This is a genomic window from Actinoplanes sp. CA-142083 (genome assembly GCF_050942195.1).
Taxonomy (GTDB): domain Bacteria; phylum Actinomycetota; class Actinomycetes; order Mycobacteriales; family Micromonosporaceae; genus Actinoplanes.
This window is the reverse complement of sequence record NZ_CP192076.1, coordinates 1,016,615-1,038,680: the sequence shown is the minus strand read 5'-3', so window position 1 is coordinate 1,038,680 and position 22,066 is coordinate 1,016,615. Positions and strand designations below refer to the sequence as shown.

The window sequence follows — 22,066 nt, the reverse complement described above, 5'->3', positions numbered from 1 at the left end:
TCACGGCGAAGGCGAAGGCGACGACTCGACCAGCGCGGCAGGGGGCGGCAGGGGCGACGACGCGACCAGAGCGCAACGAGCGCGGCGCGACGAAAGCGGCGGCGCGACGAAAGCGGCGGCGCGACGAAAGCGGCGGCGCGACGAAAGCGGCGGCACGGCGAGAGCGGCGGCACGGCGAGAGCGGCGGCGCGACGAAAGCGGCGGCGCGACGAAAGCGGCGGCGCGACGAAAGCGGCTGACGGTGGGACACGGGCGACGGCGGTGGGAGATGGGTGCCTGGCGGCGATCAGGTGCGCACGAGGTCGCGTACGCGATCTGGCTTGGGGTTGACCATCGCCTCGCCGCCCGCGATCACTGTCGGCACGGTCTCGTTGCCGTCGGCCACCGCGCGCACCGACGCCGCGCCCTCCGGGTCGGCCCAGATGTCCACCCAGTGCAGACGACGCGCGTCGCGGCCCATCGAGGCCCGCAGCCGCATGCAGTACGGGCACCCCGGCCGCCAATAGACGATCGGCCGCCCATCGGCCGCGGTCAGCGCACGCGCCTCGGCGTCCGTCACCGATTTCGGGAAGGCGCGCGGCGACACCAGCACCGCGACTGCCGCGAAGAGCAGGAACAGCCCCACGGCCACGCCGGCCGACCCGGTGGCGAGCTCGAGCGCGCCGAAAACCAGCGCCAGCACCACCATCGCAATCGACAGACCCCAACGGCGCATCATGGCCGTGACGCTACCGCACCAGCTCCCGCACGGCCGCCGCCGTGGGATTGATCAGCTTCGTCCCGTGCAACTCGACGGTGGGAACGGCGTCCACCGACGCCGACGGGTCCTTCCAGACGTCGACCCAGTGCAGCCGCCGCGCCTCTCCGCGCAGCGCCCACCGCAGCCGCAAACACCACGGGCAGCGCAGTCGCCAGTAGACGATCGGCCGCCCGTCCGCCGCGCTCAGCCGCGTGGCCTCGGCCGCGCTGACCGACCGCGGGAACATCCACGGCGAGACCACGAAGCCGATCCCGGCGAAGAAGCCGAACAGCAGCACCGCCCCGATCAGCCGGTCGTCGAGCAGCCGCGACCCGCCGTACGTGACCGCGAGCGCGAACAGAACCCCCGACAGCCCCCAGCGCCGCAGCATCGGCTCAGCCGAGCAGGCGCTGCCGCAGCGCCGTGTCCTTCTCCTCCACCAGCTTTTCCAGGCTTGCCTGGAAGGCCGCCATCCGGGTCCGCAGCACCGGATCCGAAGCGCCGAGGATGCGCACGGCCAGCAGTCCCGCGTTCCGCGCACCGCCGATCGAGACCGTCGCCACCGGCACGCCGGCCGGCATCTGCACGATCGACAGCAGCGAGTCCATCCCGTCGAGGTGCTTGAGCGGCACCGGCACCCCGATCACCGGCAGCGGGGTCAGCGCCGCCACCATGCCGGGCAGGTGGGCCGCCCCGCCGGCGCCGGCGATGATCGCCTTGATGCCGCGGTCGGCCGCCGACTCGGCGTAGTCGACCATCTTGCGGACGGTGCGGTGGGCGGAGACCACACCGACCTCGAACGGCACCTCGAACTCGGCGAGGGCCAGCGCCGCCGCCTCCATCGTGGGCCAGTCCGAGTCGCTGCCCATGATGATCCCGACGACCGGCGCCATTACGAACCCTCCTGAAGCCACTTGGCGGCCCGGGCCGCGCGGGCCCGCACCGAGGTCATGTCGTCGCCCAGCACGGTCACGTGCCCGATCTTGCGGCCGGGCCGGACCTGCTTGCCGTACAGGTGGACGCGCGCGCCGGGGTCGGTCGCGAACAGGTGGTGCAGCCGCTCGTCGATGGAGATGCCGCCGGGCTCGCCACCCAGCACGTTCGCCATCACGACGGCGGGCGCGGTCAGCGTGGTCGCGCCCATCGGGTAGTCGAGGACCGCCCGCAGGTGTTGCTCGAACTGCGAGGTGCGGGCGCCCTCGATCGTCCAGTGGCCGGAGTTGTGCGGGCGCATCGCGAGCTCGTTGACGACGATGCCGTCGTCGGTCTCGAATAGCTCGACCGCGAGCAGCCCGACCACGCCAAGGGAGTGAGCCAGGTCGATGGCGAGCTGCTGCGCCTCGATCGCGCGCGACTCGGAGAGGCCGGGGGCGGGCGCCAGCACCTCGACGCAGATGCCGTCCTTCTGCACGGTCTCGACCACGGGATAGGCCGCCACCTGCCCGAACGGCGACCGCGCCACCAGCGCGGCGAGCTCACGCCGAAGCGGCACCCGCTCCTCGACGATCAACTTCGTGCCGCTTTTCAGTAGCGAGGCGGCCTCGGTAAGCGACGACAACATCCACACGCCGCGCCCGTCGTACCCCCCTCGGACCGCCTTGGCCACGACGGGCCAGGAGCCGGCCGCGAAGCTCTCGATCTCCTCGGCGGTGGAAACGCGCCGCCAGCGCGGCCCCGGCGCGCCCAGCGCCGCCAGCCGCTCCCGCATCTGGCCCTTGTCCTGCGCGAACACCAGCGCCTTCGACCCCGGGAAGATCTTGACGCCGTCGGCCTCGAGCGCCTCGATGTGCTCGGTCGGCACATGCTCGTGATCGAACGTGACGGCCTCGCACCCCTTCGCGAAGTCACGCAGCGCAGCGAGATCGGTGTGCGTGCCGATGCGCACATCAGCCGCCACCAGCGCGGCGCTGTCGTCGGGCGAGACACTGAGCACGCGCAGTGACTGGCCGAGGGAAATGGCGGCCTGGTGGGTCATCCGGGCCAGCTGGCCGCCGCCCACCATGCCGACTACGGGCAGACCGGTTCGGGTATCCATCGCCTGGCAAGCCTAGCGACACCCCAGCTCAAGCGTCTTTCGGCCCCAACTGGGCCACCAGCGCGCCGGCATCGTTCACCGGGCGTTCGCAGACAAAACCGCGGCAAACGTACGCCGTCGGCAGTCCCCCCAGCAGCGGACGATCCGCCAGCAGGGGCACGCCCGGCCGATCCGGCTCCCCCACGACGATCACGGCTCCGGCCGGGGCATGCCGGCGCGCCACCGCGGCCAGCTCACCGTCGTCGTCTTTTTCCAGGACCAGGGCGATCTCGTACGGCCCGGAGAGCGCCGCCTCGGCCACCGCACCCGAGTAGCCCGCGAACCGCGGATGCCCCCCGATCAGCGGCGCGACCTTCTCCAGCGCGACGTCGGCCGCCTCGCGATAGCTCGTCTCCCCCGACAGCGCCGTGTAGGCGACCAGCGCCGCGCAGATCGACGAGAAGCCGGACGGTGTCGCGTTGTCGGTCGGGTCGGCCGGCCGCGTCACCAACCGCTCGGCGTCGTCGGCCGTGTCGTAGAACCCGCCCTCGCCGGTGCCGAAGTGGGCGAGCGCCACGTCGAGCAGCACCTTCGCGCTTTCCAGCCAGCGCCCGTCGGCCGTGATCTGGTGCACCGCGAGGAACGCTTCGGCCACGCAGCCGTAGTCCTCGAGCACCCCCACCGGCTCGCCGGCCACTCCGTCCCGCGAGACGCGCCGCAGCCGCCCGTCCACGAGGTGGCGCGTCGCCAGCACCTCGGCCAGCGCGATCGCCGCGTCACGGGACCCGGCGTTGCCCGTCAGCACCCCGTGCTCGGCCAGGGCGGTGATCGCGAGCCCGTTCCAGGAGGCCACAACCTTGTCGTCGCGCGCCGGCTGGGGACGGCTTGCCCTCGCTTCGAGCAACTTTTCCCGTACGCGTTGCCATCGCTCGACCAACGACGGCTCGGCCGCGTCGATGTCCCGGGCGAGCACCAGCACGCTGCTGCCATGCTCGAAGGTGCCCTGCTCGGTGACCCGGAACAGATCGGCCGCCCACGCGCCGTCCTCGTCGCCGAGCACCTCGGCGAGCTGGGCCGGCGTCCACGCGTACGTCAGCCCCTCCACCCCCGCGGCGTCCGCGTCCAGCGCCGACGCCAGCCCGCCCTCGTGCGTGCCGAGATCGCGCAGCATGAACGCCGCCGTCTCGTCGGCGATCCGCTTGGCGAACGGGTCGTCGGTCAGCCGCCACAGTTGGGTATATGCCCGCAGGAGCAACGCGTTGTCGTAGAGCATTTTCTCGAAGTGCGGCACCGTCCAATGCGCGTCCACCGAGTAGCGCGCGAACCCGCCCGCAAGCTGGTCATAGATGCCGCCCCGGCCCATCCGTTCGGCGGTTTCCCGCACCACTTCGAGCACCTCGGCGTCGCCCGTCCGCTGATGGTGGCGCAGCAGGAAAAACATCCCCATGTGCGGCGGAAACTTGGGCGCCCCGCCGAACCCGCCGTACGTCCTGTCCCGGTCTTTCAAAAGATTGCCCACCGCCGCCGCCAGCAGTTCCGCCGAGATCGGCGCCGTCGGCCCACCCACCAGCTGAGCACCGCCGATCGCCTGCACCACCGCCGCGCCCTGCTTGACGACCTCGTCGCGCTTGTCCCGCCAGGCCTCGGTCACCGACTCGAGCAGCCGGCCGAAATGCGCTTTCGGAAAATAGGTCCCGCAGAAGAACGGATCCCCTTCCGGCGTGGCAAAGACGGTCATCGGCCACCCGCCCTGCCCCGTCATGGCCTGCGTAGCGGTCATGTAAACCGCGTCGACATCGGGCCGTTCCTCGCGGTCGACCTTGATCGCCACGAAGCCGTCGTTCATGGCCTTGGCAACGCCGTCGTCTTCGAACGATTCGTGAGCCATCACATGACACCAGTGACAGGCCGCGTAGCCCACCGAGATGAGCACCGGCACATCTCGCCGCCGCGCCTCAGCAAACGCTTCAGCAGACCATTCCCACCAGTCGACGGGGTTGTCCTTGTGCTGAAGCAGATAGGGCGAGGTAGCACCCGCAAGGCGATTGGCCATACCCCAACCCTCTCACGCTCCGGGTCAGGAGGCGTCGTCGGCGCGGAGAGGGCGGATGTTGTTGGGGGCGGCCTCGGTGAGCTGCGTCAACGCCTGCACGATGCGGTCTGCCGGCATCGGCTTGCAGAAGTGGTAGCCCTGGGCGTTCGGGCAGCCCAGCTCGATCAGCGCCGCGCGCTGTTCGGTGGTCTCGACGCCCTCGGCCACCACTCGGACGCCCAGGCGGGCGCCCAGCTCGACCGCGCTGCGGACGACCGCCTCGGCGGCTGACGAGTCGATCATGTCGTCCACGAAGGAGCGGTCAATTTTGATCTCGTCGACCGGGGCTCGGGTGACCATCGACAGCGAGGAGAAGCCGGTGCCGAAGTCGTCCAGGGAGAGCTGGACGCCGGCGTCGCGGAGCTCGGCCAGGATGTCGTCGACGACGGCCTGGTCGCTCACCGCCACCGACTCGGTGATCTCGAGGACCAGGCTGGACGCCGGCGTGCGGTGCTTGCGCAGCGCGTCGGTGACCTGCGCCGGGAAGCCGGGGTCGAGCAGGCTTCGAGCCGAGACGTTGACCGAGACGGGGAGCTCGACGCCGGCCGCGTTCCAGCCGGCGGCGGCCGCGAGCGCCAGGTCGAGCACCCGGCGGGTGAACGGGGTGAGCAGCTCGGTGTGCTCGACCGTGCGGATGAAGTCGCCCGGGGAGAGCTGGCCGCGGCGCGGATGACGCCAGCGGACCAGGGCCTCGACGCCGGTGGGGGCCGCGGTGATCAGGTCGACCGAGGGCTGCAGGTGCAGGACGATCTGGTCGTCGGCGGCGAGCGCGTCCTGCAGCTCGGCGAGCAGCGCCAGCTCGTCGGTGGTCACCGCGTCCCGGCTGGAGTCGTACGTGGCGACCGCCAGCTCCTGCTGTTTCGCCTGGTCGAGCGCGAGTGAGGCGCGCCGCACCAGCTCGCCCAGCTCGACCCGGCCGGCCCGGGCCACGGCCACGCCGACGGCGATCTCGACGGCCAGGCGTACGCCGGACACCTCCATCGGCAACGCGATCTGCTCGACGAGCTCGCGGGCGCGCCGCACCGCCATCGGCATCGGGCTCGGGGTGTCGTGCAGCGGGGTCGCCGAGTCGGCGAGCGCGGTGATCGCCGGAACGAGGATCGCGAACTCGTCGTCGCCGGTGCGCGCGACCAGGTCGTTGTCGCGGGACAGGTCGGTGAGCCGCTCGGCGACCTGCTTGAGCACCTCGTCGCCGCAGCGGTGGCCGAGGGTGCCGTTGACCTCGCGGAAGCCCTTGATGTCGAGCAGCAGCAGTCCGATGTGGCGGTCGCGCTGGACGCCGCGTACGAGATCGTCGCCGTCGGCGAGCAGACTGGCCCGGTTGCGCAGGCCGGTGAGCTGGTCGTGCACGCCGTCGTGGTCGACGCGCCGGCGCAGCTCGGTGAGCTGCTCCTGCACGGACGCATCATGCAGCGCGGCCGCGAGCGCGTCGCCGTAGGCGGAGATCGCGGCCTCGTCGCGCGGCGCGGGCAGGGTCGGGTCGGCGAGCCAGACGGTGATCTCGCCGATCGCCTCGCCGCCGACCGCCATCGACCGGGTGATCGCCGGTCCGGGCAGTCCGGAGAGGAAGTTGTCCTGGCCTGGCCCGTCCTCCGCGTACCGGTGCTCGCCGCCGGGGCCGCGCACCTCGATCTCCACGCGCCGGGCGCCGAACACGTCGAGCGCGCCGCGGAGACCGGCGGCGGCCACGTCGGACTCGCTGCCGGCGGGCATGGCGGCGGTGGCCGCGGCGAACGCCTCCCACATCCGGCGCTCCTCCTCGGCGCGCAGGTGGAAGCGGTAGGTGCGCTGCAGCAGCCAGAGCCCGGGCACGAAGGCGAGCAGCCAGAGGGGGCCGCGCACGAGCGCGAACACGGCGCCGAGTCCAACGAGGACGTTTCCGACAAACATCGGGATCTTCGCGTACGGGATCCGCGCGAAGATCTGTGCGGTGGGCGCGTCGCGGTGCACCGTCAGCGTCAGCGCCGCCAGGCCGAAGGTGATCAGCAGATAGGCGAGCGCGCCGGCCACCAGGGCACCCTGGGTCCGCACGCTGAGCACCGGGGCGTCGCCGCCGATGACGCGGGCCACGGTCGCCGCGCCGGCCGCGCCGAGCGACAACGAGGCGGCCAGGTGGGCGACCTCGGCGATGTTGCGGTGCTCGTCCAGCCAGGACAGCAGCGCCCAGGCCACGGTCGCACCCACGAGGGTCGCCAGCGGCAGCCAGCCGGGCGGCGCCACGACGTATCCGATGATGAAAGCGGCCTCGCCCCACGAGACGGAGACGACGCCGCGCCCGAGCCGGAACCGGAGGCGCGCGAGTTGCCCGGCGGCCACGAGCAGTGCTGCCAGACCCACCCCGGCCATTACCGAGAGTGGACGATCGTCGGGTCGCTCGACGGGCAGAAGGACCCCGGCGACGGCCACCAGAATGGCCGTGGCGACCACGGCGGCGGTGAGGGTACGCACCCCTCGGGACCGGCCCGCGAGGCCTGCCGCGGCTATCCACGAACGACGGACGCCCGCCCCGGCGACGGGTGGGGCGGTCATGAGTTGTCCCTGTTCACGAGCGGCACTCGCGAATGCACGTGCATCTGCAGGAGCGAAATGCGGGGGCGGAGGATGGTCATTTTCGGCGCCCCCTTCCGCGCAGGGTCGAGGGTCGTTGAGACCCCCGGCGGAAGGCTAAATCAATCCCGATGAACACAACAAGGGTTGACGTACGACCCGTGTTTGGCTTTCGTCTGACCAATACGGAGGGTAGTGGCGGTTTCGTTTACCAAACCACCGCTCACGTGGTCAAACGCGGCCCTGGTCGCCTTCCGCGTGAGTTGCGTCACTCTGAGTAGTAACGCCTTTGACCTCGGATTCCGCAGAGGGCTGATCGGCCCCCGATCGATCCTGGTCGACATCGTGGCGAAGCGATTCGACACCGGACCGCTCCGCGTCCGCATTGAGTCGCGCGATCTCAGCCTCACGCTCTGTCTGCTGACCGTCAGGGAAACTGTCGGGAAGCCGACGCAAGCGCTTGTTCATATTGCGGATCAGCAGAACAGTTGCTATGGACATCAACACGATCACAAACAGGCCCATGGGGCCGGCCAGCCCGCCCGAGCGGGTATCGCCGAAGTTGTTGACCGAGAGAATGACATCCACCCCTTGAGAGTACTGCTCCTATCAGGGGCTGGACGACAAGGTGGGGGGCCGCGGTACCTCCCTCGCGCAAACTCCCGGACCTGCCCGCTAAAGGGCCTACGCACCTTGCGCAAGCCCTTTGCCGGCCGGTTAGGCGTCTGCGTGCTCGTGTATTCCTGCGAACAGGTCCGACTCGGGGATGGGGCTGTCTACCAGGGAGCGGGCCAGCTCGAAATCCTCGGTGGGCCAGACCTTCTGCTGGAGCTCCAGCGGGATGCGGAACCAGAAGCCGTCGGGGTCGACCTGGGTGGCGTGGGCGCGCAGGGCGTCGTCGCGGACGCTGAAGTACTCGCCGCACTCGACGCGGGTGGTGATCTTGTCGCCGCGGTCGTCGCGGTCGGACCACTTCTCGAGCCACTCCGAGTACGGCGACTCCAGGCCGGCCGCGAGCATGCCCTCGTGCAGGGCCAGCATGCGGGCCCGGGTCCAGCCGGAGTTGTAGTACAGCTTCAGCGGCTGCCAGGGCTCGCCCAGCTCGGGGTATTTCTCCGGGTCGCCGGCCGCATCGAACGCCACCACCGAGATCTTGTGGCACATGATGTGGTCGGGGTGGGGGTAGCCGCCGTTCTCGTCGTACGTCGTCATGACGTGCGGCCGGAACTCGCGGATGAGCTTGATCAGCGGCTTGGCCGCTTCCTCGGGGTCCTGCAGACCGAAGCAACCCTCGGGCAGCGGGGGCAGCGGGTCGCCCTCGGGCAGGCCCGAGTCGACGAAGCCGAGCCACGCCTGGTCGACGCCGAGGATCTCGCGTGCCCGGGTCATCTCGGCGCGGCGGATGTTGGCGATGTCGGCCAGCACCTCGGGACGGTCCATCTTCGGGTTGAGCACGCTGCCACGCTCGCCGCCGGTACACGTGGCGACCAGCACCTTTACGCCGTCGTCGACGTATTTGGCCATGGTCGCGGCGCCCTTGCTCGACTCGTCGTCGGGGTGGGCGTGCACCGTCATGAGGCGCAGCTGCTCGGTCACCGAAGAACTCCTCTAATTAACGGAGTGCGAAGATGGACCCTGCCATTCTGGCCGATCCCACCGACAAGAAACGCACGAGAGGTGGTCAGGTGAGCGAGACGCACACCACAAACCCGGTTTTCCCGCCGGGACGCTACGGGCACCGGCGCGAGGGCCGCCGGCGGCCGGTCGTGCCGATCCTCATCCTGATGCTGGTGGTCGCCGCGTCGGTGCTGATCTCCCTCAAGCTCTACCAGCGGTACGGGCAGACCGACTACCAGCCGCAGATCGTCGGCTGGCAGGACCCGACGGACACGACCATGACGATCAAGTTCACGGTCCAGGTGCCGGCCGGCGGCAAGGCCGAGTGTGTCCTGCGCGCCCGCGACTACGGCGGCAACGAGGTGGGCCGTCGCACGGTCGTCGTGAAAGCGGCGGACGCAGGCGCCACGACGATCGAAGCCGAGGAGCCGGTGACGACGAGCAAACGAGGCTCGGTCGGGGACGTTCTGAGTTGTCAACCGGCCGGTTAACCTAGTCCCCGCCCCCGTTGAATAGGGCAAGATCGAGCAATCCAGGCGCTGAGCGTACCGCTGGTAAGCTTAGTGATTCGCTCCGTTCAGCATGCAACGGCGATGTTGAGCGTTCCCCGTCCCAGCAAGGAGATCGACCGTGTCCAGTTCAGAGACGCCCAAGACTTGGCTTTCTCAGGACGCTCACGACCGGCTGCAGGCCGAGCTTGACGAGCTGATCGCCGGGCGGCCCGCGGTCGCCGCGGAGATCAACGCCCGTCGCGAGGAAGGCGACTTGCGGGAGAACGGCGGTTACCACGCGGCGCGCGAGGAGCAGAGCAAGCAGGAAGGCCGCATTCAATATCTGAAGGAGTTCCTGCGCAACGCCGAGGTCGGCGAGGTGCAGAAGGCGACTTCGGTGCAGCCCGGCTCGGTTGTCACGATCTACTTCGACGACGACAAGACCGACACCGAGACGTTCCTGCTCGGCTCGCGCGAGATCGCCTCCACCACCGACCTGACCGTGTACAGCCCGGAGTCGGCGCTCGGCAAGGCGATCCTCGGCGCCAACAACGGCCAGACCGTGACCTACACGGCCCCCAGCGGCGCCGACATCAAGGTCACCGTCGTGGAGTTCGGCCCGTTCGAGGGCTGAACTCGACGGCATGAGTTAGCCGACTGAGCTAGCTGGCTCCGCTTCGCTCCGCGGGCGATCGCCCCGCAGTTGAGGAGGCAGGCGGCTTTCCGGCGCCGCAAACCCCGCGGCGACGAAAAGCCGACTGCCTCCTCAACTGCGGGGCGATCGCGGGAGTCCCCGGGTACGGGGCGCCCCGGGAGTCAGGGGGTGGCGTCGGCCAGCAGCGCGACTCGGTAACCGGAGTCGCGCAGGTCGGCGATCAGGGCCGATGAATGGTCGGGGCCGCGGGTCTCGACCGACAGGGCCACCTCGACCTCGCCGAAATTCAGGCGCGGGCTTTCCCGTACGTGTGCGACGTCCACGACGTTTGCCCGCTGGCCGGCGATGCGTCCGAGCAGGCGGGCCAGCTCTCCCGGGCGGTCGTCGCAGCGCACGGCCAGGCGCAGGAAGCGGCCGGCCGACGCGAGACCGTGCTCGATCACCCGCAGCAGCAGCATGGGGTCGATGTTGCCGCCGGAAAGTATGGCCACCACCGGGCCGTCCGCCGGCACGACCGCCCCGGTCATCAGGGCCGCCACGCCTGCGGCGCCGGCCGGCTCCACCACCATCTTGTGGCGCTCGACCAGCATCAGCAGCGCCGCCGACAGGTCGTCGTCGGTCACCGTGACGACGTCGTCGACCAGCTTGCTGACGTGCGCGAACGTCAGATCCCCCGGGCGCAGGACGGCGATGCCGTCCGCGATCGTCCGGCCCCGCGCCAGCTTCTGCGGGGATCCGGCGGCCAGCGAGGGCGGGTACGCCGCCGCGCCCGCCGCCTGCACGCCGACGATCCGGACGTCCGGCCGCAGCGCCTTGACCGCGACCGAGAGACCCGAGACGAGGCCGCCGCCGCCGACCGCGGTGACGATCGTGGCCGTTTCCGGCAGCTGCTCGAGGATCTCCAGGCCGACCGTGCCCTGCCCAGCGATGATGTCGGGGTGGTCGAAGGGGTGGATGAAGATCGCGCCGGTCGCGTCCGCGAAATGCCGGGCGGCCTCGAGAGCATCGTCGACGCTGGTCCCCGCGTACTCGATGGCCGCGCCGTAACCCCTGGTGGCCGTGACCTTCGGCAGCGGCGCGCCCTCCGGCATGAAGACGGTGGCGCTCGCGCCCAGCAACTCCGCCGCCAGGGCGACGCCCTGGGCGTGATTTCCGGCGCTGGCGGCCACGACGCCCCGCTTGCGCTCCTCGGCCGAGAGACGGGCGATTCTCGTGTACGCCCCCCGCACCTTGTACGAGCCCGCACGCTGCTGGTTCTCACACTTGAGCCAGGACGGCGCCCCGGTGATGTCCGACAGCGGGCGCGAATGGATCAGCGGAGTCGGCTCGACGACCCCGGTGAGCAGCTCCCGCGCCGCCTCGATGTCGGACAGGGACAGCAGGTCAAGCGGATGGCTCATGGGATGAATCGTGCCACTTGATCACCCGAAGGCGTGACGCTGCCAGGGGTTGGCCACCTCGAGCTGCCCGGCGATCGAGAGAAGCAGCAGCTCGGAGTCCGGCGGGCCGACGATCTGCACGCCCAGCGGCAGCCCGTCCGGGCGCGTCCCGACCGGCACGACGATCGCCGGGAGACCGGCCACGTTCCAGGGTGCGGCGTACGGCGCGTACCTCATGCTCACCGACATGTTGTGCCGCCACGAGCCGGAGGAATAGCTCTCGGCGAGCGGCGGCGCCGCCGCCAGCGCCGGCGTCAGCAGCACGTCGATGTTGCGATCGGCGAAGAACTTGATCGACTGCTCGCGCCAGGCGTCCCGGTGCGCCTGCTTCACCATGCCGCTGCGCCACGCCCACTTTCCGAGCCGGATGTGCCGGCGGGTACGCGGCTGCAACTTTCTGACGTCGAGGTTCTGCGACTCGCGGTACGCCGACGCGAACCAGGTGGCCAGCACGCGCAGGCCCAGCGCGGTCGGGTAGCGCGGCTCCGCGACCACCGTGTCGTGCCCGGCCTTGGTCATGATGGTCGCGGCCGTGGCCACCGCGCCGAGGTTCGGCTCGTCCGGCCGGATGCCGACCACCGGCGACCGGGTCGAGACGCCGATCCGGAGCTTGTCCGGCTCGACCAGCCTGACCGGGTCACGGCCGGCGAGCACCGAGAAGCCGAGCGCGGCGTCGGCCACGGTGGTGGTGAGCACGCCGTTCTCCACCAGGCCGAACCAGCCGTCGCCGTCGACGCCCAGCTCGGCCGGGATCACCCCGCGGCCCGGCTTGAGGCCGACCAGCCCGCAGCAGGCCGCCGGGATGCGGATCGAGCCCAGCCCGTCGTTGCCCTGGGCGATCGGCACCAGCCCGGCCGCGACCGCCGCCGCCGAGCCGCCGGACGAGCCGCCCGGCGTGCGGTCGCGGTCCCACGGGTTGCGGGTCGGGGCGTCCTCGTCGTCGGTGACCGCCCACAGTCCCATCTCCGGCATGCGGGTCACCCCGACCACGATCGCGCCCGCGCCCCGCAGCCGGCGGACGACCTCGTGGTCGTGCTCGGCGACCGGCTGGCGGGCGGCGGCCGAGCCGCTCCAGGTGGGCAGCCCGGCCACGGCCGTGTTCTCCTTCACCGCGACCGGCACGCCGGCGAGCGGGAGGTTGCCGAGGTCTTCCTGGTCGTCGACCTTTTCCGCCTCGGAGAGCGCCTCGCCCGCCCGGATCACCCGGAACGCGTCCAGCGACGGGTCGGAGATGGAGATCTGCTCGATCGTGTCGGCGACGACCTGGGTGGCCGACACGTCACCGCGCCGCACCGCCCGGGAGATCTGTTTCGCGGTGGCGCCCACCCAGCTCGTGACGTCCGACATCCCATGCTCCGTAACTTAAGTGTCAGCCGAGCGCCTGCTCGAGGTCGGCGAGCAGATCGTCAACGCTTTCGATGCCGACAGACAGTCGCACGAGATCCGCGGGGACTTCAAGCGGTGAGCCCGCAGCTGACAGGTGTGTCATCTGTCCCGGGTGCTCGATCAGCGATTCGACTCCGCCGAGCGACTCGGCCAGCACGAACAGTTTCGTCCGGTTGCAGATCTGGAGCGCCGCCTCGGGGCCGCCGGCCGCGCGGAACGACACCATTCCGCCGAAGCGCTTCATCTGCTTGGCCGCGGTCTCGTGCCCCGGGTGCGACTCGAGACCCGGGTAGAGCACGCTCTCCACGGCGGTGTGCTCGCGGAGATAGCCGACGATGCGCTCGGCGTTGTCGCAATGACGATCCATCCGTACGCCGAGGGTCTTGATCCCCCGCAGCGTCAGCCACGCGTCGAACGGGCCGTTGACCCCGCCCATCGCGTTCTGGTGGAAGGCGAGCATCTCGCCCAGGTCGTCGGTCGCCGTGATCAGCGCGCCGCCGACCACGTCGGAGTGTCCACCCAGGTACTTCGTGGTCGAGTGCACGACCACGTCGGCGCCCAGGGCGAGCGGCTGCTGCAGGTACGGCGAGGCGAAGGTGTTGTCGACGACCAGCATCGCGTCGTACTCGTGGGCGAGGGCGGCCAGCGCGGCGATGTCGGCGACGTTGAGCAGCGGGTTGGTCGGGGTCTCCGCCCAGATCAGCCGGGTGTGGCCGGGCCGGAACGCGGCCCGCACCTGGTCGAGGTCGTCGAGCGGGACGGCGGTCCAGTCCAGGCCCCAGTTCTCGGCGACCTTCGCGAAGAGCCGGTACGTGCCGCCGTACGCGTCACCGGGAATGACCACGTGGTCGCCGGGCCGGCAGACGGCCCGCAGCAGGGTGTCCTCGGCGGCCAGTCCGCTCGCGAAGGCCAGACCGCGACGCCCGCCCTCGATCGCCGCGAGGCACTCCTGGAGAGCGTCGCGGGTCGGGTTGCTGGAGCGGCTGTATTCGTAGCCCAGCCGGGGCGCGCCGACGGCATCCTGGGCGTAGGTGCTCGTCTGGTAGATCGGCGGCACCACCGCGCCCGTCCGCGGATCCGGCTCTTGACCGGCGTGGATGGCAAGGGTGTCGAAGCCGTAGCTGTTAGCGGTCATGCTCCGCAAGGCTAGTCTCGCATCGTGGCCGAGTGCGTGTTCTGTGCGATCGTGGCGGGGACTGTACCCGCCTTCAAGGTCATCGACGTGCCGGAAGGCGTCGGCTTCCTCGACACCCGGCCGGTCTTCAAGGGGCATGTGCTGGTCGTTCCCCGGCAGCATGTGGTGACGCTGCCCGATTTGCCGCCGTCCGACTTGCCGGGATATTTCGGACTGGTGCAACGGATCGCGGCGGCGGTGCCGCCCGCGCTGGGATCGCAGGGAACCTTTGTCGCGATAAATAATGTTGTATCGCAGTCGGTCGCGCATTTGCATACACATGTGGTGCCCCGGACAAAAGGGGACGGCCTGAGGGGCTTCTTCTGGCCGCGCACGAAATACGCGAGCGACGAGGAGGCCGCCGACTACGCCGCCAAAATCGCCTCCGAGCTCGGGTAAGGGTTACCTAACCTCCGGCGTTGCACAGACCGGATGAAGGGAGTGACCGTGTTCCTGCGGCACAAGAAGCTCGAGCTACCCACCCCCGACCAGGCCCTGCCGGGCCGCCCCCTGCAGATGCCGGTGGCCGACAAGCACGTCGTGCTCGGCACCCCGATGAGGGGCCCGTGGCCCGAGGGCCTCGAGGTCGCGGTCTTCGGAATGGGCTGTTTCTGGGGCGCGGAGCGCATTTTCTGGCGCCTCCCCGGCGTGTACTCGACCGCGGCCGGCTACGCCGGCGGGTTCACCAGCAACCCCACCTACGAGGAGGCCTGCTCCGGCTCGACCGGGCACGCCGAGGTGGTCCAGGTCGTGTACGACCCCAGCAAGATCACGTTTGAGGACCTGCTGAAGGCCTTCTGGGAGAACCACGACCCGACCCAGGGCATGCGCCAGGGCAACGACGTCGGCACGCAGTACCGCTCCGCGATCTACACGACCACGGACGACCAGCTGCGGGCCGCGCGCAAGTCCGAGGAGCTGTTCCAGCCGGTGGTCACCGCGGCCCGCCGCGGCCGGATCACCACCGAGATCAAGCCGCTGACGACGTTCTTCTACGCCGAGGACTACCACCAGCAGTACCTGTCCGACGCCAAGAACCCGTACGGCTACTGCAACCACGGCCCGAACGGCATGACCTGCCCGGTCGGCGTGGCGAAGACCGCCTGAAGATGAGGCAACCGTCTCAGCCGGGTGCGCCCGGCTGAGAGGTCACTGCTACTCGCCGCCCACGAGCACATCCCGCCGATCAGGTCTTCGACCCCGGGCCGGTGGCCGTACGTCGCGGCGAACCCCGAGTATCGCAACGGCATCACCAGCTTCACCCGGAACGAGCCGGGCAGCCGCGACGCGTTGATGGACGCGACGAAATCCCGGCTATCGCGCCAGTGCCGACGCCCGCGGTGGCGGGTCGGCGGACGCCGGAATGACGTTGAGCGCCGCCACGACGGCGACGACGGCCAGCAGGCCACGGCGCCGGCGGCGGATGCCCCTGCCCCGAGCCATCGCCTGCTGGGCGAGGTCAAATGTCGGGGAACACCGGCTCGTCGTCGAGCGCCCGGTCGAACAGGTTCCTCAGATCTTCCGGCATGGGGCGAGGATCGGTCACACGCCCGGTGGAAAAAGATCGACATATCCCGACATGCTCCGCACACTGGGAATCGATGGGCTACCACCCGGGAGGTGCACGATGCCAGCCTTCAACAGCGAGGAGGAGCGAGCCGCCTGGGCTCTCGCCGAATCCCTCACCGAGCAGGCGCGCACGATGATGCGCCAGGCCGAGGCCGCGCTCGAGACCTGGAAGACGGGCAAAGAGATGAACCGGCTGCGCTGCGAGCGCAAGGGGATCAGCGCCTCGGACGCGGAGATCCGGTGGGCGGCGTCGGCCAACTCGAAGAACGCGCTGACCGACAACAGCTTTCACGTCGGCCTCGCGACGATGTATTACGGCGCCGCCACGGCGAGCTACTCGCGGGCGCTCTACCTACGCAGCCAGGGAAGGTACCGCTAGTCCTGCTCGGCCTCGCGCGAAGAGCCGGGCGAAGTGCCGGGCGTAGAGCCAGGCGTCGAGTCGGGCGACTCGACGACCGGGGAAGCCGGCGGCCGCGGCGGGCGGGAGTTGTCGGGCGTCGCGGCGGACGCGGGGGTGGCGAGCGCGATGCCGAGGACGGCGCCCGCGCCGATCAGGCCGAGCCCGGCGAGCGAGACCTTCCGCGTCTCGGGCTTCTCCATGAGCTACCTCCAAGGCCATGACGGAAGCAAGAACAACAGTGCCAGCCGTTGCTGAGACGAAGCTGTGCACAACCTGCCAATCGATTGGTCTGTGTAGGAGGCCCTCCGTCGGGCAACATGAACAGATGGAGATCGCCAGCGAAACTGAACGTAAATATGACGTACCTGAGAACTTCGTGTTGCCTTCGCTGGACGGCGTCGCCCGGACGGCCGCGGCGAAGACGCACGATCTCGACGCCACGTACTTCGACACCGAAGAGCTGACCTTGATGAAGAACCGCCGGACTTTGCGGCGGCGGACCGGCGGCGGCGACGCGGGCTGGCATCTGAAGACCCCCGGCAGCGGCAGCAGTCGCACCGAGCACCGCCTCCCCCTCAACGGCGGCGACAAGGACAAGGTCCCCTCCGAGCTCAGCGGTCAGGTCCGCGCGATCATCCGCCGGGAGCAGCTCCGGCCGATCGCCCGCCTGCGCACCCACCGGATCGAGACGCCGCTGGTCGACGGCGAGGGCCACACGCTCGCGCTGATCGCCCAGGACAGCGTGCGGGCCGAGGCCGACGGCGCCGAGCAGCGCTGGCAGGAGGTCGAGGTCGAGCTGGTCGAGGGCGATCCCGCGGTGCTGGAGGCGGTCGAGCGCCGGCTGGTCGACGCGGGCGCCACGCCCGCCGCGGGCCCGTCCAAGGTCGCTCGCGCGCTGAACGGGCGTCTCACGAAAAAGACGGACAAACAGACAAAAACTAAAAATCCGGTCTTCCGGTACGCGCGGGAGCAGCGCGACGCCCTCGCCGAATACGACCCGGGGGCGCGGCAGGCCGACCCCGAGTCCATTCACAAGATGCGGGTCGCCACCCGGCGGCTGCGCAGCACCCTCAAGACCTTCAAGCGCTCCTTCCCCGGCTTCGAGGAGGTCGGCCCCGAGCTGAAATGGCTCGCCGACCTGCTCGGTCAGGTGCGCGACGGCCAGGTGCAGAAGGGCAAACTGCTGGCCGGGGTGGAGCAGGCCGGCCCCGACTTCGCCGAGGCCGCCACCCGCATCCGGGAGTACCTCGACCACCAGATCGAGGACGGCAAGACCGCGGTCGCCGAGGCTCTGGAGAGCGAGCGCTACCTCGCCCTGCTCGACCAGGTCGACAGCCTGGCCGCGCTGACCGGCCGCGGCGAGAAGGACCAGCTCGGCCGCGCCCGCAAGAGCCTGCGCAAGGCCGACAGTCTGCTCGACACCGCGCTCGCCGACGGGGTGGACGCGGAATTGCATGAGGCGCGCAAGGCGTACAAGAAAGCTCGTTATGCCGTTGAAGTTTTCGCCCCGGCCGCGGGCAAGGACGGCAAACGCCTGGTCAACGCTCTGACCGACCTCCAGGATGTGCTCGGCGCCCACCAGGACTCGGTGGTCGCCCGCGAGCTGCTGCACGAGCTCGGGCCGGACAGCTTCTGGTTCGGCGTGCTCTGGGGACGTCAGGAGCAGGTGGGCCGCGAGACCTACGCCGAGTTGCCCGTCGTGGTGGAAGCTTCACGAAAGAAGAACCTTCGTCGCCGGCTCGGCTGAGGTTCATCTGTTCGGGGTAAGAATCTCGGTATGCAGGCGGAGGCGGAGTTCCAGGACGACCAGATGACCGAGCCCTACGACGGGCCGATCACGACCCTGGGCGGCTATCGGGTCGCGGACGATGACGACGACGACCCGGTGCTGCTCAACGCGGACGGCAGCCCGGTCGACACGTGGCGCGAGGACTATCCGTACGACGAGCGGATGCCCCGCCAGGAGTACGACCACCACAAGCGGCTGCTCCAGATCGAGCTGCTCAAGCTGCAGAACTGGTGCAAGGAGAGCGGCGAGCGGCTGGTGATCCTCTTCGAGGGGCGGGACGCGGCCGGCAAGGGCGGCACGATCAAGCGCTTCATGGAGCACCTGAACCCGCGCGGCGCCGGCGTCGTGGCGCTGGAAAAGCCCAGCGAGCGCGAGAGCAAGCAGTGGTACTACCAGCGCTACATCAAGCATCTGCCGGCCGCCGGCGAGATCGTGCTCTTCGACCGCTCCTGGTACAACCGGGCCGGCGTCGAGCGGGTCATGGGCTTCTGCACCCGGGCGGAATACCTGGAGTTCATGCGCCAGACCCCCGAGCTCGAGCGCATGCTGGTGCGCTCCGGCGTCCACCTCGTCAAGTTCTGGTTCTCGGTCACCCAGGGCGAGCAGCGCACCCGCTTCGCGATCCGCCAGGTCGATCCCGTACGCCAATGGAAGCTCTCGCCGATGGACCTCGCCTCCCTCGACAAGTGGGGTGACTACACCGAGGCCAAGGAGGCGATGTTCTTCTACACCGACACCGCCGACGCGCCGTGGACGGTCGTGAAGAGCAACGACAAGAAACGGGCCCGCTTGGAGGCGATCCGGCACGTGCTCAGCCGCTTCGACTACGAGAACAAGGACGAGGAAGTCGTCGGGCAGCCCGATCCGCTGATCGTCGGGCCGGCCTCGCTGGTGGTGGAGAGCACGGAAATGTCACCGCGGGTATTCCCGCGCCTTTAGTGATTCAAAACCGTTGGCGCTGGGTCGCCTCCCTCGATAACGTGGCCGTACACGTGAAGGGAGGTGGTCCGAAGTTGTATACCAACGGGACTCGTGAGGTGGCTGTCCGCTAGCCGCTGTCCTCGACAGCTTCGTTCTGTTTGAAGTGCCAAAGTCGAGACCGTGTGGCAGCGGTTCGGCGAATTTAAGGCAGCCACCCGACCCCCGGGGATCCGGCCTTGTCCGACCGGACCACGCGTGTACGCACGTGTGGAAGTCCCCGGGGGTCGCTTCATATCCACGGGGAGCCTCCGATGCGCGAGCTGGCCGTGCTCGGCACCGCCAGCCAGGTGCCCACGCGACATCGCAACCACAACGGCTACCTGCTGCGCTTCGACGACGAGGTGATCCTCTTCGACCCGGGCGAGGGCACCCAGCGCCAGATGCTCCTGGCCGGCCTCGCGGTCAGCCCGATCACCCGCATCTGCATCACGCACTTCCACGGCGACCACAGCCTCGGCCTGCCCGGCATCCTCCAGCGGATCTCCCTCGACAAGGTCCCGCACCCGGTCACCGTGCACTATCCCGCGCAGGGCCAGGAGTACTACGACCGCCTGCGGCACGCCACGAGCTACTGGGACAACGCGGAGATCGTCGCGGCCCCGGTCAGCGGCGCCGCCTTCTCGTCGGGGCAGATCAGCGCGCTGCCGTTGTGGCATTCCCTTCCGACGTACGGGTACCGGCTGACCGAGCCCGACGGCCGCCGCATGGTCCCCGGCCTGCTGGCCGCCCACGGCATCAGCGGGCCCGCCGTCGGCGAGTTGCAGCGCACCGGCCGCCTCGGCGACGTCACCCTCGATCAGGTCAGCACCGCCCGGCCCGGGCAGAGCTTCGCCTTCATCATGGACACCGGCCTGTGCGACAACGTCTTCGCGCTGGCCGAGGGCGTCGACATGCTGGTCATCGAGTCGACGTTCCTCGAGGAGGACGCCGAGATGGCGCGCATGGTCGGCCACCTGACCGCCCGGCAGGCCGCGGCGGTCGCGCGCGAGTCACGCGTACGTGTGCTGGTGTTGACGCATTTCTCGCAGCGTTACCAGGACGCCTCGCTGTACCTGCGGGAAGCCCGCCTCGAATTCGACGGCGAGATCGTCCTGGCCGAGGATCTGATGCGGATCCCGTTCCCGGCTAGAACCGCCACCGGGTAGCGCCGTACGGCTCCTCGGTCGCCACCCCCACCACCTGGTGGAACGTGAACCGGTAGACCTGCCACGGCGGCGGCCCCGCGCTGGGCGCGCTGAACGGCGCGGTCAGCGCGTCCCCGTCGACCTCGGCCGGCCACCCGCCGTCCCGGTATCCCTGGGCGAGCCGCTCGAGCGTGCCTGCGTCGGTGATCCGCTCGGCGGTCCCGTCCAGCACGAGGTCGATCCGCGGCAGCCGCGCCGAGATCGTGCAGCGCGGGTTGACCGCCAGGTCGCGGGACTTGCGGGTGCTGGGGTTGCTGGTGAAGTAGAGGAAGCCGTCCAGCCACTGCGGCCCGATGCCGGCGGAGTGCGGCGTGCCGTCCGGGCGGCAGGTGCCGAGGAAGTACGTGTTCTCCTTGGCCGGCGGCGCCGACAGCGCCTCCTCGGCGCGGCTCCAGGGCATCTCGGGGTCGCCGTACCGGTCGATGTTCTTGGTTTCTCGCGGTTCGCTCATGCCGGGATAGACCTCCGATCGGCCCCGAACTCATCGTTCCTCTCGAAGCGGGTCATGGCGCTGATCTTCCCTCCATTCAGCGTGAGGACATAGAGGCCGACCGCTTGCCCGGTCCGGAGATACGCGACGAACGCGGGCTGGCCGTTGGCGCGGGTCGGCAGGAGGCTGAACCGTCGGCCGCCCCGGAAGAGGGCGGCGCAGAACCCGGCGACGGCTTCGCGGCCGACGTACTCGTACGGCATCGGCGGCATCGCGATGAAGACGTCGTCGGTCAGGAGCTCGACCAGCGCATCCACGTCGGCGGCCTCCCACGCCTCGACGAACCTCGTGACGATCTCCCCCTCGTCGGCCGCCCTGCTCGGCGGCTGGGGAAGGCCGGCGCGCGCCCTCTTGAGGGCGCTCTTGACCGAGTCCGCCGTGGTGTCGAGCATGCCCGCCACCTCGTCGGTGTGAAAGCCCAGCACGTCCCGCAGGATCAGCACGGCGACCTGCCGGGGCGGCAGCGTCTGCAGCGCGGTCACGAAGGCCAGCGAGATCGACTCGCGCCGCTCGTAGCTCTCCTCCGGCAGCAACGCGTCCGGGAACGGCTCGAGCCAGAGCACCTCGCCGAGCCGCGTCGGCTCCGGCAGCTCGACACCCGGGATGTCCCACTCCTTCGCCCGGCGCGACCGGCGCTTGTTGAGGCACCGGTTGGTGGCGATCCGATACAGCCAGGTGCGCATCGAGGCGCGCCCTTCGAACCCCGCGATCCCCTGCCAGGCCGCGAGCAGCGTCTCCTGCAGCACGTCCTCGGCGTCGTGCAGGTTCCCGAGCATGCGGTAGCAGTGCACCCGCAGTTCGCCGCGGTACGGCTCGGTCAGCTCCCGGAAGGCGTCCCCGTCCATGGCTGCTCCCTTCTGTCTTTGCCCGTACTGACACTTCCGGGCTCCCCCGCGTGTCAGTACCGCCGACAAGCACACCGATGGGAGAACGCCATGGCAAGGATCGTCATCAGCCAGAACATCACGCTCGACGGCGTCGTGCAGGACCCGACCGGCGAGGAGGGCCTGCCCGGCGGCGGCTGGTTCAACCGGATCACCGCCGGCGACCGGGAGGCGTGGGCCGCGCAGGAGACCGCCGAGGCGATGAACGCCGAGGCCCTGCTGATGGGCCGCCGCAGCTACGAGTACTTCGCGGCCCGCTGGCCGTCCCGCACCGGCGCGTGGGCGGACCGCCTGACCAGCATGCCGAAGTACGTGGTGACCTCCACCCTCGACGACCTGAAGTGGGCCAACTCGACGCCGATCACCGCCGACGCCGTCGCCGGGCTGAAGCGCGACCTCGACGGCGACCTCGTCGTCAACGGCAGCGCCCAGCTGGCACTCACGCTGGCCCAAAACGGCCTGGTCGACGAGCTACGCCTGATCATCTTCCCCGCGCTGGCCGGCGAGGGCACCCGCCTCTTCCCCTCGCCGGGCCCCGCCCATTCCCTGCGCCTGCTCACCGCCAAAACCATCGGCGACAGCCTGATCGCCGTGACCTACGAGCCCTAGCCAGGT

24 protein-coding genes are annotated in these 22,066 nt (G+C 70.0%); 9 read left to right on the top strand and 15 right to left on the bottom strand.

The features are described 5' to 3' along the window. Positions 1-286 precede the first annotated feature (286 nt). From ACQPZX_RS04950 to mca, 8 genes are all read right to left on the bottom strand, one after another. Entirely contained in the window at positions 287-718 is a 432-nt protein-coding gene (locus ACQPZX_RS04950) for a glutaredoxin domain-containing protein (RefSeq protein ID WP_433374931.1), read from the bottom strand. A 10-nt stretch (positions 719-728) separates the two neighbouring features. Then, positions 729-1,130 (bottom strand): glutaredoxin domain-containing protein, encoded by a 402-nt coding sequence (locus ACQPZX_RS04945; protein ID WP_433374929.1) that lies wholly within the window; start codon positions 1,128-1,130, stop codon positions 729-731. Positions 1,131-1,134: 4 nt separating this feature from the next. Continuing rightward, entirely contained in the window at positions 1,135-1,632 is a 498-nt protein-coding gene (gene purE / locus ACQPZX_RS04940; RefSeq protein ID WP_433374926.1) for a 5-(carboxyamino)imidazole ribonucleotide mutase, read from the bottom strand. Beyond that, positions 1,632-2,774 carry a 5-(carboxyamino)imidazole ribonucleotide synthase gene (locus ACQPZX_RS04935; RefSeq protein WP_433374923.1) on the bottom strand — a complete coding sequence of 381 codons (1,143 nt, stop codon included), beginning with the start codon at positions 2,772-2,774 and terminating at the stop codon, positions 1,632-1,634. Before ACQPZX_RS04935 ends, purE begins: the two co-directional genes overlap by 1 nt. A 28-nt stretch (positions 2,775-2,802) precedes the next feature. Next, positions 2,803-4,806: a thioredoxin domain-containing protein gene (locus ACQPZX_RS04930; RefSeq protein ID WP_433374920.1), complete on the bottom strand. Its 2,004-nt coding sequence runs from the start codon at positions 4,804-4,806 to the stop codon at positions 2,803-2,805. A gap of 24 nt (positions 4,807-4,830) precedes the next feature. After that, positions 4,831-7,374: an EAL domain-containing protein gene (locus ACQPZX_RS04925; protein ID WP_433374917.1), complete on the bottom strand. Its 2,544-nt coding sequence runs from the start codon at positions 7,372-7,374 to the stop codon at positions 4,831-4,833. A 249-nt stretch (positions 7,375-7,623) separates the two neighbouring features. Continuing rightward, positions 7,624-7,980, bottom strand: a complete 357-nt coding sequence (locus ACQPZX_RS04920; protein ID WP_433374914.1) for a hypothetical protein — start codon at positions 7,978-7,980, stop codon at positions 7,624-7,626. 129 nt (positions 7,981-8,109) lie between these two features. Beyond that, positions 8,110-8,988, bottom strand: coding sequence for a mycothiol conjugate amidase Mca (gene mca / locus ACQPZX_RS04915; protein WP_433374911.1), 879 nt, complete (start codon positions 8,986-8,988; stop codon positions 8,110-8,112). A 32-nt stretch (positions 8,989-9,020) separates the two neighbouring features. Between mca and ACQPZX_RS04910 the strand changes: the two genes are divergently transcribed. Next, on the top strand, positions 9,021-9,500 hold the full coding sequence (locus tag ACQPZX_RS04910) for a DUF4307 domain-containing protein (protein ID WP_433374908.1): 480 nt from the start codon (positions 9,021-9,023) through the stop codon (positions 9,498-9,500). Between the two features lie 139 nt (positions 9,501-9,639). Next, positions 9,640-10,134 (top strand): transcription elongation factor GreA, encoded by a 495-nt coding sequence (gene greA, locus ACQPZX_RS04905; RefSeq protein ID WP_433374905.1) that lies wholly within the window; start codon positions 9,640-9,642, stop codon positions 10,132-10,134. A 182-nt stretch (positions 10,135-10,316) separates the two neighbouring features. Here greA and ilvA read toward each other — a convergent pair whose 3' ends face one another. Genes ilvA through ACQPZX_RS04890 form a run of 3 tightly spaced genes read right to left on the bottom strand, consistent with a single transcriptional unit; the run spans position 10,317 to position 14,115 of the window. Next, entirely contained in the window at positions 10,317-11,555 is a 1,239-nt protein-coding gene (ilvA, locus tag ACQPZX_RS04900; protein ID WP_433374902.1) for a threonine ammonia-lyase, read from the bottom strand. Between the two features lie 21 nt (positions 11,556-11,576). Further along, positions 11,577-12,941 (bottom strand): amidase, encoded by a 1,365-nt coding sequence (locus ACQPZX_RS04895; protein WP_433374899.1) that lies wholly within the window; start codon positions 12,939-12,941, stop codon positions 11,577-11,579. A 22-nt stretch (positions 12,942-12,963) separates the two neighbouring features. Beyond that, entirely contained in the window at positions 12,964-14,115 is a 1,152-nt protein-coding gene (locus tag ACQPZX_RS04890) for a cystathionine gamma-synthase (protein ID WP_433374896.1), read from the bottom strand. A gap of 24 nt (positions 14,116-14,139) precedes the next feature. On the opposite strand from ACQPZX_RS04890, the gene ACQPZX_RS04885 reads away from it, so the two are divergent. Then, on the top strand, positions 14,140-14,553 hold the full coding sequence (locus tag ACQPZX_RS04885) for an HIT family protein (RefSeq protein WP_433374893.1): 414 nt from the start codon (positions 14,140-14,142) through the stop codon (positions 14,551-14,553). A gap of 48 nt (positions 14,554-14,601) precedes the next feature. Next, positions 14,602-15,261: a peptide-methionine (S)-S-oxide reductase MsrA gene (msrA, locus tag ACQPZX_RS04880; RefSeq protein ID WP_433374891.1), complete on the top strand. Its 660-nt coding sequence runs from the start codon at positions 14,602-14,604 to the stop codon at positions 15,259-15,261. 207 nt (positions 15,262-15,468) lie between these two features. On the opposite strand, the gene ACQPZX_RS04875 is transcribed toward msrA, so the two are convergent. Beyond that, a complete protein-coding gene (locus tag ACQPZX_RS04875) occupies positions 15,469-15,597 on the bottom strand; it encodes a hypothetical protein (protein WP_433374889.1) in 129 nt (42 codons plus the stop codon). Between the two features lie 184 nt (positions 15,598-15,781). Here ACQPZX_RS04875 and ACQPZX_RS04870 point away from each other — a divergent pair, with 184 nt between their 5' ends. Next, positions 15,782-16,102, top strand: coding sequence for a hypothetical protein (locus tag ACQPZX_RS04870; RefSeq protein WP_433374886.1), 321 nt, complete (start codon positions 15,782-15,784; stop codon positions 16,100-16,102). Here ACQPZX_RS04870 and ACQPZX_RS04865 read toward each other — a convergent pair. Beyond that, positions 16,099-16,323 (bottom strand): hypothetical protein, encoded by a 225-nt coding sequence (locus ACQPZX_RS04865; protein WP_433374883.1) that lies wholly within the window; start codon positions 16,321-16,323, stop codon positions 16,099-16,101. The genes ACQPZX_RS04870 and ACQPZX_RS04865 overlap by 4 nt on opposite strands. A gap of 125 nt (positions 16,324-16,448) precedes the next feature. Here ACQPZX_RS04865 and ACQPZX_RS04860 point away from each other — a divergent pair, with 125 nt between their 5' ends. The 3 genes from ACQPZX_RS04860 to ACQPZX_RS04850 all read left to right on the top strand — a co-directional run bounded on the left by ACQPZX_RS04860 (position 16,449) and on the right by ACQPZX_RS04850 (position 20,038). After that, positions 16,449-17,870 (top strand): CHAD domain-containing protein, encoded by a 1,422-nt coding sequence (locus ACQPZX_RS04860; RefSeq protein ID WP_433374880.1) that lies wholly within the window; start codon positions 16,449-16,451, stop codon positions 17,868-17,870. 30 nt (positions 17,871-17,900) lie between these two features. Beyond that, positions 17,901-18,851: a polyphosphate kinase 2 gene (gene ppk2 / locus ACQPZX_RS04855; RefSeq protein ID WP_433374877.1), complete on the top strand. Its 951-nt coding sequence runs from the start codon at positions 17,901-17,903 to the stop codon at positions 18,849-18,851. A 293-nt stretch (positions 18,852-19,144) separates the two neighbouring features. Next, positions 19,145-20,038, top strand: a complete 894-nt coding sequence (locus ACQPZX_RS04850; RefSeq protein ID WP_433374874.1) for a ribonuclease Z — start codon at positions 19,145-19,147, stop codon at positions 20,036-20,038. On the opposite strand, the gene ACQPZX_RS04845 is transcribed toward ACQPZX_RS04850, so the two are convergent. Further along, complete coding sequence (locus ACQPZX_RS04845) at positions 20,019-20,528, bottom strand: pyridoxamine 5'-phosphate oxidase family protein (RefSeq protein ID WP_433374872.1); 510 nt, start codon at positions 20,526-20,528, stop codon at positions 20,019-20,021. The genes ACQPZX_RS04850 and ACQPZX_RS04845 overlap by 20 nt on opposite strands. Beyond that, positions 20,525-21,412: an RNA polymerase subunit sigma-70 gene (locus ACQPZX_RS04840; protein ID WP_433374869.1), complete on the bottom strand. Its 888-nt coding sequence runs from the start codon at positions 21,410-21,412 to the stop codon at positions 20,525-20,527. Before ACQPZX_RS04840 ends, ACQPZX_RS04845 begins: the two co-directional genes overlap by 4 nt. A 90-nt stretch (positions 21,413-21,502) precedes the next feature. Between ACQPZX_RS04840 and ACQPZX_RS04835 the strand changes: the two genes are divergently transcribed. Next, complete coding sequence (locus tag ACQPZX_RS04835) at positions 21,503-22,060, top strand: dihydrofolate reductase family protein (protein WP_433374866.1); 558 nt, start codon at positions 21,503-21,505, stop codon at positions 22,058-22,060. The last annotated feature ends 6 nt before the right edge of the window (positions 22,061-22,066 follow it).